Genomic DNA, 15,540 nt, shown 5'->3' with positions numbered 1-15,540 from the left:
TAAGAGTCTGTTGTAAAGGTTTGTTGTGATGCACCTTTGTAACGTTGCACTTCACTGACGTTGAAACACCGGGGCTACATCAGCCCCGGCAACCACAGGCTGAGGCCAGGGAAGAACACAAACAGCATCAGCACGAGGAACTGAACGGCGACAAATGGCAGTGCGCTTTTGATGATTTCTTCCACTGAGAGCTCGGGGCAGACCCCACGCAGCGCGTAGAGGTTAAGCCCCACCGGGGGAGTGACCACGGCAATCTCAAGGTTGAGCACCATCACAATACCGAACCACAGTGGGTCGTAGCCTAGGGCGGTGACCAGTGGCAGCAGTACCGGGGTGGTCACCACGATCAGCGACACGGCATCGACAATCATGCCCAGTAGGATCAGCAGTAGCATTACCGCCACCAAGATCGCCCAGGCGGGCAGGCCGGTGGCGGTGAGTGCTTCGGTGAGGAGTTGCGGTACTCGCACCATGTTGAGATAGTCGCCGAAGATCTTGGCACAGCCGATAATGAGTAGGATGGCACCGCTGACGCGCGCAGTCGTCGCCAGTATCTCCAGGAACTTGCGCCAGCTGAGACTGCGAAATATCAGGGTGGCGATCAAAAAGGCGCCAGCCGCGCCAATGCCCGCGGCTTCGCTGGGCGTGGCGAGGCCCGAGTAGATCGAGCCCAGCACAACCACTACCAACAGCGCGGCGTGCCAAATGTTAGCCAGGCTCGCCCAGCGCTCTTTCCAGGTAAAGCGCTCCTTACTGGCTGGCGCCTCCTCAGGGTTCAGCCACACTCGAATGTAGATGAACAGTGATAATGCTAACGCGAGCACAATGCCGGGAACGATGCCGCCGATAAATAGATCCGCCACAGAGACGCTAGAGACGGCACCATAGATAATAAAGGGCACGCTAGGTGGGATCAGCATGGCCAGGGCCCCAGCACTAACAACGGCACCCGCGGCTAATGATCGGCTATAACCGCGCTGGAGCATCTGCGGTACGGCAATGGATCCCACTGCCGCCACACCCGCTAGGCTTACCCCTGATACGGCGCCGAACATGGCCGAAGCCCCCACCGAAGAGATTGCCAGACTGCCCCGCAGCCAGTTGAGCCAGCGTACGGCGGCAGTGAAAAGACTCGACCCCACCGGTGTAGCTCCCAGGAAGTTACCCATCAGAATAAACAGTGGCAGGGCAATTAGCTCGAAGGCATTCAGCTGACCAAACAGTGATGTGGGGGCGAAAAAGAAAGCCAGTGAGCCGCGCGCCATATAGAGGCCGACTAACCCGGATAAGCCCAGAGCTAGAAAAATAGGGAAGCCGATGACAATCAGCCCGACTAAAATGGCAAGAACGATAATGGGATCCATGATGCTCTCCCCCTCAGATCACGTTGTCGGCGCGAAGAGCGTCGAGAGTATCGGCTGAGAGCGCCAGCCAGTCGGCGAGTACTGTATGGGTGTGTTCGCCCAGGGCAGGGCCGACGCTACGTACACTGCCTGGGGTGCTGGAGAGCCGTGGGAAAACATTTTGCATCGGCAATGGGCGGCCATGGCGATCAGGCACCTCTACAATCGATTCACGCGCCTGGAAGTGTGGATCGTCCAGCATATCGGGAGCTCGGTAGACTAACCCTGCTGGCACTCCCGCCTCGGCGAGGATATCCACGATGTGAGAAGCGTCGTGCTGCTGGGTCCAGGCCGCAACAAGGTCGTCGATAGCCTGCTGGTTCTCCCCGCGTGCGCGATGGGTCGCGTAGTCAGGGTGGTCGGCTAGTCGAGGTTGCCCCATGGCCTCACAGAGGCGGCGGAAGACGGTGTCCTGATTGGCTCCAATAATAACGTCGCGTCCGTCACGGGCTGGGTACGCATTTGAAGGAGCAATTTTGGGCAAGAAGCTGCCGCTGCGCTCGCGGACTTTTCCCGCCCGGGCATACTCGGGAATTAAGTTCTCCATCATGGCCAGTACAGACTCAAATATCGAGCTATCGACCACTTGCCCTTGTCCGCTTCGCTCGCGCTGATGAAGGGCCATCATGGTGCCTAGCGCTGCGTGCAAGCCAGCCAGTGTGTCGCCGATTGAGATGCCGACCCGCACCGGGGGGCGATCAGGATAGCCGCTTAAATAGCGTAGCCCACCCATGGCTTCGCATACGGAAGCAAACCCAGCCCTGGTTGCATAAGGGCCATCTTGGCCAAAGCCAGTGACCCGCACCATGACCAGCTTTGGGTTGTGGCGGGAGAGTTCGTCGTAGCTTAATCCCCAGCGCTCCATGGTGCCGGGGCGAAAGTTTTCGATGATGACATCAGCATGCGCCGCTAATTGACGCAGCACGTCTTGCCCGCGTTGCTGACGAAGGTCGAGGGTCAGCGATTGTTTGTTGCGGCCAATAATGTTCCACCACAATGGATCGCCACTCTCCTGGTCGGCTTCTCCCCACTGCCGCATAGCATCCCCCTTACCGGGAGGCTCGACTTTCACTACCTCAGCACCAAAATCTGCAAGCACCTGGCCGCAATAGGGCCCTGCGATGAGTTGTCCTAGCTCAAGAACTTTAATGTTCTCAAGGGGAAGCGGGGAGGGCGTGTGTTGTTGTCTCATTGTTGTTCTTAGGCCTCTTTATAATCAATCAATGTCTCTTTAACCGGAGGGGGTATTGGTGTGCGGGACGTGCAATGCCTGTGCAGCCAGCAAGTGGGCGCGCATTACATTCTCAGCCCATTCGGGACTGCCAGCAGCAATGGCCTCCAGAATCTCGCGATGGTGACGCATGCTTCGGCGAAGGTTGGCAAGATCATAGTTGCCGAAGTTGCGATGAATGACCGATGTGCGAACGACATTTTCGAGCAAGTTAGCTAAACGTTGGTTGTTGCTAGCGAGAATCAGTGTTCGGTGAAATTCGTGATTAAGTGACGCAATGTCGCTGCGTGATTCAGTGTTTGTGTCGACCTGTTCGGTGAGGGATTCCATTTGGGTCGCTAGTATTTCTAAAGACTTAAAGCATGACTTGCTTATCTGTGTGGAGGCTAAGCGAACCGCTAAGGGCTCTAGCACCAAACGTAATTCGAATACTTCGCGCGCATCTTTTGCCGTCCAAGCCACCACGCGTGCGCCACGGTGGGGAATGGCTTCGAGCCAACCCTCCGAGACTAGCTCGCGCAGTGCCTCGCGCACGGGAGTGCGACTGACGTTAAGCTCGCTGGCTACGCTTGTTTCACGAAGGTATTCGTTCGCCTGGTAATGGCCATTTAGAATCCGCTTCTTAATTACCTCATGGACTCTAGCCGTGGCGGTCTGAACCACGCTTGATGAGTTTGCGGGTATAGCATCCATCGATTGTTCGCCCAAGATTGCATACAATTTATAAGGTAGATCACAATTTTATGAGTTAAAAACTAGACTTTAGTCTTTTTTGTATGCAACCGACGTAGGGCAATTCGGTCACTAGCGGTTGAAACCGGCCTTCGAAGCGAGGGACGCAGGCCCTTTTTGGTTGTGATCAAGTGGCGCTCCCCACGCCCATTTTTCAAACTTCGCGCGCTCAATAACTAAGTGCAACACCCTCGGAAATGCGCCAGACGTTCACCTAAGGTCAGGGGCGTGAGTTGGTGCGCCATGCCGAGATTACCCAGAAAACAGGGACGGCGATCTACTTCGCTGATCCACATAGTCCCTGGCAGTGAGCCGTCAACGGGAACACCAACGGCCTCTTACGTCAGTACATGCCTAAGGGGAAGGATCTGTCGGTGTTCAGTCAGGATGAACTGGATGCCATCGCCTTCCAGCTCAATACCCGACCTCGAAAGCGACTGGACTTCAAGGCACCGCTGGAGGTCTTTATGGATCTGATGAAGCGAACCCAGGAGGCGCCATCAGGCGTTCATTAATCCGGTGTTGCGCTCTTAGAGTTGGAGACCGCACATCATGAAAGCTATCAATATCGCAGCCGCTATCGCTTTAGCACTCTTCTCTAATGTAGTTCTGGTGGAAAGAAGTTCTGGTCAAGATAATAAAATCTCTTACCCTGAATCGTCGTCTCAGCAGCAAGTGAGTGATGCAGAGTACTTTATGCTATCTGAGCTACAGGATCTGAATCGGTAATAAGGCATGCAGTGCTAATGTTTTTAATTAACACAGTGCGGGCCAGCAATGGCCCGCACCGTTGTGTATCGACTACTCTTCCGGCTTCAGCTCTTCCTGCTTGGGTGGGCTGCCTACTCGCACTTCGCTGAGCTCCTCATGGGAAAGGCCGCGGTACAGTGCGAACATCATGATAAACACCAGAATAAACATCGGCAGGCCGACCACGGTGATCACCTCCTGCAGGGCGGTAAGCCCGGCATCGCCCGCCAGCACAATCAGCATGGCTGCCAGCATACCTTCGGATACGCCCCAGAATACCCGTTGGTGCCAGGGGCCAGGGTCTGAGCTGCCGGTACACAGCATATCGACGACCAGCGAGGCGGAGTCTGAAGAGGTGGCAAAGAAGATGGCGACGATTACCACCGCTAAGCCCTGAATCAAGGTAGCCGCGGGGAAGTTGTCAAAAAACGCGAACATGGCAAGCGGAATGCTTTCAGCGACGGCAGCGGACAAAACACCTGCTTGATCGCCCATGGCTGCCCGGGCCTCTGGCCCAATCCCGTCAATTTCCATCGCCGACCAGCCGAAGATCGCAAACCAGATCAGCGTAAAGATGGAGGGGGCGAACAGCACACCCAAAACGAATTCGCGAATAGTTCGCCCGCGGGAAATCCGTGCGACAAAGATGCCGATGAACGGCGACCAGGTGACTGTCCAGGCCCAATAGAACACCGTCCAACTGCCTTGCCACCCCCAGGCGCCGCCTTCGCTTGAGTAGCGTGCCAGGGTGTCATTCCAGAAAGCCATGGGCAGCAGGTTGGTGATGTAGAGGCCAAAGGTTTCAACAACCGCACGTAAAAGGAAAACGGTCGAACCGGTAAACAGTACAAATAACAGCAGGCCAACGGCCATGCCGATATTGATGTTCGAGAGCCGCTTAACGCCTGAATCAAGCCCCGCCACGATAGACCCCACGGCGACAGTGGTCAGAACGGCGATGATCAGCACTTTCGTTATCACCGCATCCGGAACACCAAACAATTCCGTTAGCCCGGCATTAATCTGCTGGGTGCCCAGGCCGATGGAAACCGCCACGCCAAACAGGGTGCCGAGAATGGCGAAGATATCTAAAGCTTTGCCGATAGGGCCGTAAATGCGCTCGCCTAACAGCGGAAAGAAAACCGAGCTGAAACGCATCGGCAGGTTGTAGCGATAGATAAAGTAAGCAAACGCCAGCCCCGGCATGGCGAAAATCGCCCAGGTATGGAGCCCCAGGTGATAAATCGAAAAGCTCATGGCATCATCGGCAGCGGCGACAGTGAAGGGCTCAACATCTGGCCGCGGGGGAGCTGCGAAGTGGGAAATCGGTTCGGCCACGCCCCAGAACATCAATACCGTGCCGATACCGCCAGCAAACAGCATGGCAAACCAGGAAGCGTTGGTATAGGCCGGTTTGGCATCATTGCCGCCCAGACGAATCGCCCCGAACCGGCTGATCGCCACCCACAGCAGGAACGCCACCCAGCTGGTGACCCCGAAAATAAAAAACCAGCCAAGGTTAGTCACTATCCATTGCCGCCCCGCGCCGAAGGCTTCGCCTATTGGGCCCGGCGCGATCAACAGCGCCACTAAAAAGAGGATCATAATCCCGGCAGAGGTGAAAAATATGGTGGGATCCGTCTTGAGGCCCAGCTTTCGCGCAAGTGCATCCATCGTTACGTCTCCCTTTATTTTTACGACCCGTCTTTAAAACCTGCCTCTCTAAACAACGTAGGAGCTATATGCGGATTACGCCAAGCTGGGCGCAGACAAAAGGGATACAGACATTGAGAAGCAGCCTTGCGAGCCGGGATACTCTGCGGCTCTGCCAATGCCTGACGAGACCTGAGTAGAATGAGCCGAGGGCGTTATGCAAACAGGGGGGGTAGCTATTGCGGTTGCGGTTTTGCGAGGGGGGGCTAGGAAGCGTCATCGTCCAGGTTCGAAAATCCAGAAACCTCTAAAAGTAAGTAAAGTATACGTCGATTAGGGTGCGTCTCGAACCCTCAATGTTTATTTAATAGTTTTACCTTAAATAAACATCAATTATGTAATGACACTTAGGACAATTAAATCTTGAAGAATTTGCATTTATCGGCACGGCTACAGGACCAGCACCCTGCGAGGCCATAATAAAATCGGAAAATGCAACAACCTGAGCGTACAGTTTTCCGCATTCAACCTCTTCCAAGGAGCTCGCTCTTTCAGCAAATTCACGCATTAAATTCATAAACTGTTCGTCATGCATAGTAATTTACCTCATTCACTAAAATAGTCTGTGAAGATCAGGCCACCACTGCCAAGCATTTTCTAAAACTTTGACTCCACTTGCTTTTTTTGATGCAACCCTATCATGAAAGTCTTCCATGGTTTTTTCAAGGCCCATATCTTGCAAGATCTTCCACTCAATTGAGTCATTTTTTTTTAGCATGGCAATCAGGTTAAACCAGTCACCGTGCTTTCGGATATAATTCTCTTTCTCTTCTATTTTATAAGAGTCTAGAGTTAGTATATAATTTGCCTCGCCTACATCATGATAATTATCAAGGAAGTAATCTATCAATTGTAAAGAAAGCACATGCTTATCTCTTTTCTTCGAAAAGTAGATAGTTATCAAGGCGGCTGCAACACTACTGCCGGCCATTGAAGTAAATACGCTGATAAAGAGCATTGAAGTATTATTCATGTCTAATTCTCAAGTTATCTATGCTGAGCGATGCGTTGTTTAACCATCAGAACCCTTAAGTATTTTATAAAAAAAATAGGCTAATAATTCTCGGTCGTCTAGGCTCTGTAGTTTAAATCCGTTGGCTTAGTTTTTTCTGATATTTATGGCTAGTCTTTTTTTTGTATTAGATTGATTGCGTTTTTAGAAGTGTTTTTTGAATCAATAAAAATTCTAACTATATGGTAGATGAGAGAAATTTCTCGCTGAGAAAAATCAATAGAAACTAATCCATGATGTTGATGAAAAAAGTAGTGGCTTCCGAGAGGTGTGAAAAATACTACTAAATACTTATCCTGAATTAATCGCGCAATCATTCCCATAGCTACCGATTGGTAGCTTTAATAATCACAGAAGCGTTTAAATGAAAAATATTTACTCAGCGGCTCCATTCCCAAATCTTCCGCTAGGCCTTGGAACTATGCAAATTGGTATTGTTGAGCAACAAGACGGCGAAGATAGCGAGTTCCTTATGCGCCACAAGCTGGTCAATCTATTCGTTGACCGACTCGATGGTCGCGGATTCGGTAGCGGCGAGGCCGTTTGGTTTTCTTACTCGGCTGACTGCTGTGGGTTCATATTAGTTTTCTGCAAGCTTGTTGCTCGCTAACGGCTGCGCCTTTTGATCTGGTACATATGGCTATCGGCGTGGCTGAGTAGGGTATCGGCGTCTTCCCCATCGGCGGGGTAACAGGCCACACCGATACTGCAGGAGGGCATTCTGACTTTGCCAAATTCAGCGCCTAGCGGCTCGTTCATGACCATGAGGATCTGCTCCACCTTGTCCGCAACGGCCCTCGTCGACTTGATGTCCGTTAATAGAACCGTGAATTCATCTCCGCCCATCCGGGCCACCGTGTCTGTTTCTCGCACACAGCTTTCCAGCCGTCTAGCTACCGTGCAGAGCACTTGGTCACCCGCGGCATGCCCATGAATATCATTGATACATTTGAAGTCATTAATATCTAGAAACAGCAATGCTAGGTTGTTCTGGTAGCGGTTGGCCGCATTTATGCCCGAGACCAGTCGATCATAGAATAGCGCTCGGTTGGTCAGTTTGGTCAGTGGGTCGTGATGGGCGAGGTAGCGTAACTCCTCCTCGGCCTGCATCAGGGCTGTGACGTTGCGCGCGACACCGATCCGCACCTCTTCTTCCTCGTACCAGCGGGCAGACCACAGAATATGTACGCTGGCGCCGTCCTTGCGGATATAGCGGTTGCGGAAATCCACGTGGGGCTTGCCGTCCATCACACGGTCAATGGAGTCCCGGGTGGCTGCTAAATCGTCAGGGTGCATATAGTTAGTGATCGGGGTGCCGATCAACTCGCGGGGTGCGTATCCGAGCAGTGACTCACAGGCATCGCTCACAAAGACGATCTGATTGTCCGCATCCACTACGAAGACGGTGTCCAGCATCAGATGAATCAGTTTGGGGTAGAGCGCTTGCAGGTCAACGGCCATAGGCTAGATACATCCGGTTAGCATTCCTCGACTATAGAGCAATCGCGAAGTGGACGATAAAGAATTCTGGAAATTTTGGGGGAAAGGTCACTCCCGTAATGACAAGCGCGTACCAGCCATAGCCAGGGTAGGCGTTGCCTCCCGAGGCGAGTGTCAACGGACGACATTCAGGGGTTGAAGCTTTAGTTACTCGCCTTTTCGGTGATTGGGGGGCCTATCCGCACACTGATGCTGGGCTCTCCCCCAGATATTAACGGTCAACTCGTCATTGAAGCCGTGCGTGGTGTCGAAAGTGTCCACGATATTCATCATGTGCACTTATGGCAGATGCAGGAAAACATGGCTGCTCTTGACTGCCACGTGGTCATTACGGAAGCAGGCTGGCAGCGGCTTGAGTCGATTAAGACAGAGATCAAAGCGCAGTTAAAAACGCGCTTCAACATTGTCCATTCCAGCTTAGAGTTTGAGCATATTGATCACGCACATCAGGATGCCAACCTTTATGGGCATGAGTAATACACGCTCACGCTGGTATACATAAGCAGTCATTTAGCTTGGTTTGTGCAATAAAATCTTGGCCTAAATTGCCAAATAATCACTGAAATCGAGAGAGAAAAATGTTCAAAAAAGCGACTTTTATGCTTGCGGGTACGTTGATGCTGACAGCTGCCATCGTGGTGGTATCGAAACCTGCACTATTGGACATGCAAGCTGAGGCGGCGAGTGAGGATGCTGCACAGGCCGAGAGCTCCTTGGTGCGTTCACACTCACCGATCCTGGGGCCGAAAGAGGCTCCTGTCACCATTGTGGAATTTTTCGACCCGGCCTGCGAAGCCTGCCGTGCTTTCTATCCTCTCACCAAAAGTATTCTGGAAACCTATCCTGAGCAAGTGCAGCTAATCGTGCGCTACACCCCTTTCCACGGTGAGGTTTCTGATACGGCCATTCGCGTGCTGGAAGTCGCTCGACACCAGGAGGTATTCGAACCGGTACTCGAAGCTCTGCTCTCTCGTCAGGATCAATGGGCATCTCATGGCCGTTTCGATGAATCAGCTATCTTGGAGATTGCCAGCCAAGCCGGTCTTGATCGAACTGCCGCTGAGGAGCAACTCAACTCAGCTGAAGTGCAAGCGGTGATTGACCAAGACATGGCAGACGTCAAAACGAATCAGATTCGCCAGACGCCAACCTTTTTTGTCAACGGTGAGCTGCTAGAACCCTTTGGTATGCAGGAGTTGATTGATGTCGTAAAGAGTGAAGTCGAGGAGATATCTGAAGAGGAAGAAGCCCAATGAATCAGCGCTGGTTGCTGATAGGGCTTGTGAGTTTAAGCCCTGCGCTGGTCGAGGTCAGTTGGCGAGAGCACCTATTTTTGGGTAAGCGCGGCCAAATTGACTGCCCAATCGGCGTTGTATTCGCCACAAGACAATAAGGCAAATCATTCAACTTTCATTTTACTGACATCGCCTCGTCACTTAATACCCGCAATCTGCTTAATGTTGGATCGTCTTCCTCCTTATGAAACAGCGTCGAAAGAACGATCGAACGGCTTGAGCCTCGGTGCCAAAGGCGCATCATTCAAACGACATTTCTCTAGGATTAAGGAGCAGTAAAATGGCCGATACTCCCCCAGTCGACAATGCTGGCGGCGGTGCTGATTCTGCAATCGCCGACATGAAAGCAGTGTTCGATCAGGCGATCGAGAAGTCCGCAGAAATCACCAAAGTCACGACAGAGAAGAAAACCGAGCTCGACGCTACCAAGCAGCGTCCGCAAAACTGATGCTCGGAAGTCGCGGGCGGCGTCAGCCGCTCGCGGCCTTGTTGTTGTTTCCTGTCCACGCATTCCTGGACGGTAGAGATTTCAAAACCTCGCCCGGATGAATGCCCCTTTATCGAGACATTCGACGGAAGAGCCCTCCAAGCTTCGTACGACACGGCGAGTTAAGTATATGACTTTATTCACCTCAGCTTCAGCGTCGGTACGCGAAGCCGTTACGACGCTCAAGGTTATCGCAGGCTTGCATCGCGGTGCCTCCATTACGCTCACTGAGCCGGTCTGCTGTATCGGTAGCGACGATTCTACTGATGTCATGCTCGGCGATCCGGGCACTGCACCACACCATATTGTGTTGAGATTCTATGGTCGTTATATCGCTATCGAGGCGCTTGGTGGTGACATTACCATTAATGGCCGTAGCGTCAGCCAGGGCACTGGTTTGCGCTGTGAATTGCCAGCGAAGCTTCATTTCAACGACGTGGCACTCGAGCTTTCACGCCCCCCAGCGCCTGCCATATTCCCAGGGCTGCCGACAGTTCCTGTGCGTTGGCGTAAGTGGCTAAATCGCAGCGCCACGCTCGCCGCACTGGTCGTAACGCTGGGAGTACTGGCTTTCTATGAGTTCATCGATGTCAATCAAGCCGACGCCAACATTGGCTATCATCCAGTTACGGCAATGCTCGATGAGCAGGCCCTGATGGACACTGCCCAGAGTAATCCCCCAGTGATGGATGAGGCTCGCCCGAGCCCGGTTCAAGCACTGCGTGAGCGCCTGGCGGATGCCGGACTTGCATCGCTGGAGGTCACCGACAGTGGCGACTATATCAGCGTCTCCGGTCACTACGACCCCGACCAGGCGGGCGCTTGGAACGCCACCCAGCGTTGGTTCGACCAGCATTACGGCAGTCACAACGTGCTACTTAATGAAGCTCAACAGAGTGAGGTGCCGGTTCGCCCCGACCTGCAGTTTCAGGCCGTATGGTTAGGCAAGAACCCGTACGTAATCGACGCTCGTGGCCAGCGTCTCTATCCCGGCGCGTCGCTGTCGTCTGGCTGGGTTATTTCCGCTATCGAAACGGATCGAGTGCTGTTGAGCCGTGGCGATGACCAGTTTGCCCTGACCCTATAATCCGGCGTATATCGCGATGAAGATCACTGATCGTCTTGTTCCACGGGATCGTTATCACGTCGCTGACATTGACCCCGTCAAGCCTAGCGTCGTCGAGCAGCCGTCGCAGCAGGACGATACGTTCACGCAGGCTGTCAGTGAAGCCCGGCAGCGTGGCTCAAACCGTCCTGCGTGGACTGAGCGCCTCGAAGCGCTCGCGCGCCCGGAGGCCATTGATCCTGCCAGCTACGCTAACCTTCGCAGCATCGAGCTGCTCCAACACGTAGCTGACAACGTTCTACCTTCGCTGGACGCCGATGATGACATTATGGCGCTGGCGAAGGAGGTGATCGGTGAAGAGATTGATTGGCGCCAGGCATGGGAAGGCCGGATGAGTGAAGCAAACGCGCTGCCGCTGGACAACATCACCGATCAGGAGAGCGTGCCATGAGCGATACCGCTGATCGAGATGCCGTCGACCTACTGCATTTGATGGGGCACCTCTATCTCAAAAGTGGTCAGGTACAGCGCGGGTTGGTATTGCTGCTTATCGCGACACGCATGGCACCGAATCACACCGGCGTGCTGCAGGCGCTGTGCCAGGGGTTCCTTGCCAGCGGCAACGGTCAGCGTGCGCTTAATGTGCTCGACCGGCTCGAGGCCGCCGGTGAACAGGATGACGCCGTGCCACTCTTGCGTAGCCGCGCCCACTGGGTCAACGGTGAGCATGATACCGCTCGTCGCCTATGGCGAGAGTATCTCGAGCGGCGGCGTCACCCGGAATCCCGGCAGGGAGAGACCGTAACATGAACAAGCTCCTCGGCCGTCTCAATACCCTGGCTCGTCAGGCGTCCCAGCGCAGTGACGTGATCATCGCCGTTTTTATGGTGCTCTCGGTAGTGATGATGATCATCCCGCTGCCGACGGCAATGGTCGACACGCTGATTGGTATCAATATCGGTTTCAGCCTGCTGATTTTAGTGGTGGCGTTCTATATCTCGCACCCGGTGGAATTCTCCTCGCTGCCGCCGATCATTCTGCTCGCCACGCTGTTCCGGCTGGCGCTTTCGATCTCCACTACCCGGCTGATTCTGCTCGAGGGTGACGCTGGCCAGATCGTTTCCGCCTTCGGCAATTTCGTTATCGCCGGTGAGGTGGTCATCGGCATGGTGGTTTTCCTGATCATTACGGTGGCCCAGTTTCTGGTGATTACCAAGGGCTCGGAGCGCGTAGCGGAAGTGGCGGCGCGTTTTACTCTTGATGCCATGCCCGGCAAGCAGATGAGCATCGACAACGACATGAGAAACGGCGACATCGAACCCGCTGAAGCCCGTCGCAGGCGCTCGCTGCTGGAGAGCGAAAGCCAGCTCTATGGCGCAATGGATGGGGCGATGAAGTTTGTTAAGGGTGATGCCATTGCTGGCCTGGTGATTCTGTTCGTCAATCTTATCGGTGGGCTGTCGATCGGCATGCTCAAGCACGACATGCCCTTCGGCACGGCGGTGGAAACCTACTCGCTGTTGACCGTCGGCGACGGCCTGATCGCACTGATTCCCGCATTACTGATTTCGGTTGGCGCGGGTACCGTGGTGACCCGCGTTAGCTCCGATAACGCCAGCGATTTGGGCAGTGAGATTGTCGGCCAGCTTGGCAGCAACGCCAAGGCATTGGGTTTAACGTCGGCGGTGCTGTTCTGCGCGGCCTTCGTGCCGGGCTTCCCATCGACTGTCTTTCTGACGTTGTCAGCACTGCTGGGCTTAGCTGCCTTTTTCCTGCATCGCCGTCGCCAGACGGCCGATACCGAGACGGAGCAAGCAGCGCAAGCCGAGGTTATCACCGCGACCCCAGCTACTGAGACCAACGCCGTGAACGAGGCGGTGAACGAGGCAGCACCGCCCAATGCCGCCGATGACGATCCACGCCAGTACCGCGTGATGCTCTGCCTGGCTGCAGGGCTTGTCGATAAGCTATCACTCGACTTACTACGTGAAAGCGTTCAGGCCACCCGCGAAGGTGTTGAACGCGATCTGGGAATTGCCATTCCTCAGGTGGGAGTTCGCCTGGAACCCGCCCTCAGCGACCAGCGCTTCGCCATTGAGCTGGATGAAGTGCCGGTGCTCAACGGTGAACTACCAGACTCTTCAGTACTGCTCGACGACGATGCCGATGTTTTGGAATTGCTTGAGTTGACCGCCTTCACGCAACCAGCGCTCGTTGGCCGCGGCAGTTGGCAATGGCTTGCCGATGAGGACGCTTCAGCGCTGACGGAAGCCGGGATTCGCTATCGTACGCTGGATCAGGTGCTGGAGCGCTGTCTTGAGCGCACGCTAACGCGTTACGCCGGCGAGTTCGTTGGGATTCAAGAGGCGCGTGCCCTGCTTTACAAGATGGAAACACACTATGCCGAGCTGGTGACCGAGGCCGTTCGGGTGGTATCGCTACAGAAAATCGCCGAGATTTTACGTCGCTTGGTCAGTGAGGGCGTTCCGGTTCGAGCCATGCGCACTATCCTTGAAGCTATAGTGGCCTGGGGGCCGCAAGAGTCGAGCAGCGCTCGGCTGAGCGACCGCATACGCCTTGCCATGGCGCGGCAGATCAGTCACCGCCATGCCCGCAGCGATCGGGTTCTGCCTGCCTGGATCGCGACCCGGCCGCTGGAAGAGGCTCTGCGTACCGCACAGCGAAATAGTGAGAACCAGCCCGTCCGGAGCGGCATGCCGGCACCTCTTTCGCGGGCCTTGAACGGCTGGTTCCAGCAGCAGCTTGAAGCGCTCGATAGCGACCTTCAGCCAGTGGTGGTGGCGGCCAGTGACGTGCGCGCCGCGCTGCAGCAGTGGCTAAAGCAGCACGATATCGATCTTCCTGTCATGGCCTGGCAGGAGATCGCACCGGAATTCAGCCTGCAGGCAATCGCCCAGATACGCCTGCCCAAACCGATCCCACGCCGGGAATCGGAGGCAACCGCCAAGCTGTAACACGCTTGCGAAACAATGACGCCGTGTGTCGATGATTCAACACCCATGCAAATCGCTACAACAGGGATGAAGAATAACCGTGATCAGCATAAAACCCGTCGATAGAAACCCTCCCCAGGCTGTCCGGAATTCGACGCTTTGGGTATGGGCGTTACTGCTGTGGTTCGCGGTAATTCCTGCCAGTGCTGATGTTTCCGTGGACGCTTCCGGAGGTGCGATGACGCTGGAGACTGGGCAGGGGCGTATCCTGCGGTTCGACCAGGACGTTGCGTCGGTGTTCGTCGCTAACCCTGAGGTTGCTGATGTGCAGGTGGTTTCTTCCGGCGTCATCTATCTCTTCGGTAAACAGGCCGGTGACACCAACCTTATCGCGCTGGGGGCCGACGAGCAGAGCCAAGCCTCGTTGCGGCTGCAGATTCGCGACGATAATGCGTTGGCTTCTCAGGCGCTACGGGATATCGACGGCGACAGCCAGATCCGTTTGCGTATGGCTGGCAACCAACTGGTGGCCGAGGGTAGCAGCCCCACGGTCGAGAGCGCCATGGCCACGCAATCGACCCTTGATGCCCAAGCGCCGGCCGGCGGTAGCATCAACCGCTCCAGTTACGATGGCGCCACTCAGATCAACATTCGGGTGCGTTTCGCCGAAGTCGCCCGGGATGAACTGCTCAGCTATGGAGTCAGTTGGAATACGCTGATCAACAACGGCTCGTTCTCTTTCGGCGTGCTCACCAGCAACATCGCCCCCAGTCCCATCGGTGGGGGTACCGATAGCATCGACGGTTTACTCCAGGCGCTACAGCAGAACAACCTGTTGCAGATCCTCGCTGAACCCAACATCACCACCGTCTCGGGGCAGACGGCAAGCTTCCTTGCCGGTGGCGAAATTCCTATTCCGGTGCCGGTTAACAGCGAACTGGTGGGTATCGAGTACAAACAGTTCGGTGTCTCGCTACTGAGCACGCCAACGTTGCTGCCTAACGGCCGGATCTCAATGGAAGTGCGCCCCGAAGTCAGCAGCATTGCCAGCGATAGTGTCCGTATTGGTGGCTATGACGTGCCGTCTCTTCAAGTTCGGCGCGCCGATACCGTGGTCGAGGTGGGCAGCGGGCAGACCTTTGCTATCGCCGGCCTGTTTCAACGTCAGGCGAGCAATCAAATCGAACGAATCCCGCTCCTCGGTGATATACCGATTCTGGGTAATCTATTTCGATCAAGGCGGTTTCAGCGTAACGAGACCGAGCTGGTCATCCTGATCACCCCGTATTTGGTGGCACCATCCTCCGCGCCGACACCCAGAATGCCGTTGGATCGGGCACAGGTTAGTCGCAATCCTCAGCTCGAAGATGACCCTTTCGGATTCTATTTGCAATGAG

General features: G+C 54.7%; 17 protein-coding genes and 1 pseudogene. 11 read left to right on the top strand and 7 right to left on the bottom strand.

What is annotated here, in order from left to right; all coding sequences use genetic code 11:
* Positions 1-74: 74 nt before the first annotated feature.
* The 3 genes from U738_RS13825 to U738_RS13815 are packed head-to-tail and all read right to left on the bottom strand — an operon-like array spanning position 75 to position 3,327.
* Positions 75-1,364, bottom strand: coding sequence for a TRAP transporter large permease (locus U738_RS13825; RefSeq protein WP_186436870.1), 1,290 nt, complete (start codon positions 1,362-1,364; stop codon positions 75-77).
* Positions 1,365-1,377: 13 nt separating this feature from the next.
* The gene (locus U738_RS13820; RefSeq protein WP_035581506.1) at positions 1,378-2,595 is read right to left on the bottom strand and encodes a CaiB/BaiF CoA transferase family protein; all 1,218 of its coding nucleotides are present in this window, start codon (positions 2,593-2,595) and stop codon (positions 1,378-1,380) included.
* A 39-nt stretch (positions 2,596-2,634) separates the two neighbouring features.
* Positions 2,635-3,327, bottom strand: coding sequence for a GntR family transcriptional regulator (locus U738_RS13815; protein WP_050712959.1), 693 nt, complete (start codon positions 3,325-3,327; stop codon positions 2,635-2,637).
* Between the two features lie 260 nt (positions 3,328-3,587).
* Here U738_RS13815 and U738_RS23220 point away from each other — a divergent pair.
* Positions 3,588-3,881 (top strand): annotated as a pseudogene (locus U738_RS23220) (IS30 family transposase); the annotation flags it as partial.
* A gap of 37 nt (positions 3,882-3,918) precedes the next feature.
* On the top strand, positions 3,919-4,095 hold the full coding sequence (locus tag U738_RS23485; RefSeq protein ID WP_172821649.1) for a hypothetical protein: 177 nt from the start codon (positions 3,919-3,921) through the stop codon (positions 4,093-4,095).
* Positions 4,096-4,167: 72 nt separating this feature from the next.
* Here U738_RS23485 and U738_RS13810 read toward each other — a convergent pair whose 3' ends face one another.
* The 4 genes from U738_RS13810 to U738_RS13795 all read right to left on the bottom strand — a co-directional run bounded on the left by U738_RS13810 (position 4,168) and on the right by U738_RS13795 (position 8,302).
* A complete protein-coding gene (locus U738_RS13810; RefSeq protein WP_035581503.1) occupies positions 4,168-5,790 on the bottom strand; it encodes a BCCT family transporter in 1,623 nt (540 codons plus the stop codon).
* Between the two features lie 352 nt (positions 5,791-6,142).
* Complete coding sequence (locus tag U738_RS23215) at positions 6,143-6,364, bottom strand: hypothetical protein (RefSeq protein WP_152561139.1); 222 nt, start codon at positions 6,362-6,364, stop codon at positions 6,143-6,145.
* 18 nt (positions 6,365-6,382) lie between these two features.
* Positions 6,383-6,802 (bottom strand): hypothetical protein, encoded by a 420-nt coding sequence (locus tag U738_RS13805; protein WP_035581501.1) that lies wholly within the window; start codon positions 6,800-6,802, stop codon positions 6,383-6,385.
* Between the two features lie 645 nt (positions 6,803-7,447).
* Positions 7,448-8,302 carry a sensor domain-containing diguanylate cyclase gene (locus U738_RS13795; protein ID WP_035581497.1) on the bottom strand — a complete coding sequence of 285 codons (855 nt, stop codon included), beginning with the start codon at positions 8,300-8,302 and terminating at the stop codon, positions 7,448-7,450.
* A gap of 228 nt (positions 8,303-8,530) precedes the next feature.
* On the opposite strand from U738_RS13795, the gene U738_RS13790 reads away from it, so the two are divergent.
* The 9 genes from U738_RS13790 (at position 8,531) to U738_RS13760 (ending at position 15,539) form a co-directional block, all read left to right on the top strand.
* Positions 8,531-8,818: a cation transporter dimerization domain-containing protein gene (locus U738_RS13790; RefSeq protein ID WP_231896795.1), complete on the top strand. Its 288-nt coding sequence runs from the start codon at positions 8,531-8,533 to the stop codon at positions 8,816-8,818.
* A 101-nt stretch (positions 8,819-8,919) separates the two neighbouring features.
* Entirely contained in the window at positions 8,920-9,597 is a 678-nt protein-coding gene (locus tag U738_RS13785; RefSeq protein ID WP_035581494.1) for a DsbA family protein, read from the top strand.
* A complete protein-coding gene (locus U738_RS23345; protein WP_157738118.1) occupies positions 9,594-9,734 on the top strand; it encodes a hypothetical protein in 141 nt (46 codons plus the stop codon). The genes U738_RS13785 and U738_RS23345 overlap by 4 nt, the downstream gene beginning before the upstream one ends.
* 182 nt (positions 9,735-9,916) lie before the next feature.
* A complete protein-coding gene (locus U738_RS23480; RefSeq protein WP_172821650.1) occupies positions 9,917-10,084 on the top strand; it encodes a hypothetical protein in 168 nt (55 codons plus the stop codon).
* Positions 10,085-10,253: 169 nt separating this feature from the next.
* Entirely contained in the window at positions 10,254-11,210 is a 957-nt protein-coding gene (locus U738_RS13780) for a SctD/MshK family protein (protein ID WP_035581492.1), read from the top strand.
* Between the two features lie 16 nt (positions 11,211-11,226).
* On the top strand, positions 11,227-11,640 hold the full coding sequence (locus U738_RS13775) for a hypothetical protein (RefSeq protein WP_035581490.1): 414 nt from the start codon (positions 11,227-11,229) through the stop codon (positions 11,638-11,640).
* Positions 11,637-11,999: a tetratricopeptide repeat protein gene (locus U738_RS13770; RefSeq protein WP_035581488.1), complete on the top strand. Its 363-nt coding sequence runs from the start codon at positions 11,637-11,639 to the stop codon at positions 11,997-11,999. The genes U738_RS13775 and U738_RS13770 overlap by 4 nt, the downstream gene beginning before the upstream one ends.
* The gene (sctV, locus tag U738_RS13765) at positions 11,996-14,164 is read left to right on the top strand and encodes a type III secretion system export apparatus subunit SctV (RefSeq protein WP_035581486.1); all 2,169 of its coding nucleotides are present in this window, start codon (positions 11,996-11,998) and stop codon (positions 14,162-14,164) included. The genes U738_RS13770 and sctV overlap by 4 nt, the downstream gene beginning before the upstream one ends.
* A 79-nt stretch (positions 14,165-14,243) precedes the next feature.
* On the top strand, positions 14,244-15,539 hold the full coding sequence (locus U738_RS13760; protein ID WP_050712962.1) for a type II and III secretion system protein family protein: 1,296 nt from the start codon (positions 14,244-14,246) through the stop codon (positions 15,537-15,539).
* Position 15,540 lies beyond the last annotated feature (1 nt).

The sequence above is a fragment of the Halomonas sp. TG39a genome (genome assembly GCF_000744395.1).
GTDB classification, from domain to species: Bacteria; Pseudomonadota; Gammaproteobacteria; order Pseudomonadales; family Halomonadaceae; genus Vreelandella; species Vreelandella ventosae_B.
This window is presented reverse-complemented; position numbering and strand designations above follow the sequence as displayed.

Excerpts from the sequence above, each read along its gene's own strand:
- U738_RS13770 (WP_035581488.1), top strand. The coding sequence starts at position 11,637 with ATGAGCGATACCGCTGATCGAGATGCCGTCGACCTACTGCATTTGATG.
- U738_RS13820 (WP_035581506.1), bottom strand. The coding sequence starts at position 2,595 with ATGAGACAACAACACACGCCCTCCCCGCTTCCCCTTGAGAACATTAAA.
- U738_RS23480 (WP_172821650.1), top strand. The coding sequence starts at position 9,917 with ATGGCCGATACTCCCCCAGTCGACAATGCTGGCGGCGGTGCTGATTCT.
- U738_RS13805 (WP_035581501.1), bottom strand. The coding sequence starts at position 6,802 with ATGAATAATACTTCAATGCTCTTTATCAGCGTATTTACTTCAATGGCC.
- sctV (WP_035581486.1), top strand. The coding sequence starts at position 11,996 with ATGAACAAGCTCCTCGGCCGTCTCAATACCCTGGCTCGTCAGGCGTCC.
- U738_RS13795 (WP_035581497.1), bottom strand. The coding sequence starts at position 8,302 with ATGGCCGTTGACCTGCAAGCGCTCTACCCCAAACTGATTCATCTGATG.
- U738_RS13780 (WP_035581492.1), top strand. The coding sequence starts at position 10,254 with ATGACTTTATTCACCTCAGCTTCAGCGTCGGTACGCGAAGCCGTTACG.
- U738_RS23485 (WP_172821649.1), top strand. The coding sequence starts at position 3,919 with ATGAAAGCTATCAATATCGCAGCCGCTATCGCTTTAGCACTCTTCTCT.
- U738_RS13775 (WP_035581490.1), top strand. The coding sequence starts at position 11,227 with ATGAAGATCACTGATCGTCTTGTTCCACGGGATCGTTATCACGTCGCT.
- U738_RS13790 (WP_231896795.1), top strand. The coding sequence starts at position 8,531 with ATGCTGGGCTCTCCCCCAGATATTAACGGTCAACTCGTCATTGAAGCC.
- U738_RS13825 (WP_186436870.1), bottom strand. The coding sequence starts at position 1,364 with ATGGATCCCATTATCGTTCTTGCCATTTTAGTCGGGCTGATTGTCATC.
- U738_RS13815 (WP_050712959.1), bottom strand. The coding sequence starts at position 3,327 with ATGGATGCTATACCCGCAAACTCATCAAGCGTGGTTCAGACCGCCACG.
- U738_RS13785 (WP_035581494.1), top strand. The coding sequence starts at position 8,920 with ATGTTCAAAAAAGCGACTTTTATGCTTGCGGGTACGTTGATGCTGACA.
- U738_RS23215 (WP_152561139.1), bottom strand. The coding sequence starts at position 6,364 with ATGCATGACGAACAGTTTATGAATTTAATGCGTGAATTTGCTGAAAGA.
- U738_RS23345 (WP_157738118.1), top strand. The coding sequence starts at position 9,594 with ATGAATCAGCGCTGGTTGCTGATAGGGCTTGTGAGTTTAAGCCCTGCG.
- U738_RS13810 (WP_035581503.1), bottom strand. The coding sequence starts at position 5,790 with ATGGATGCACTTGCGCGAAAGCTGGGCCTCAAGACGGATCCCACCATA.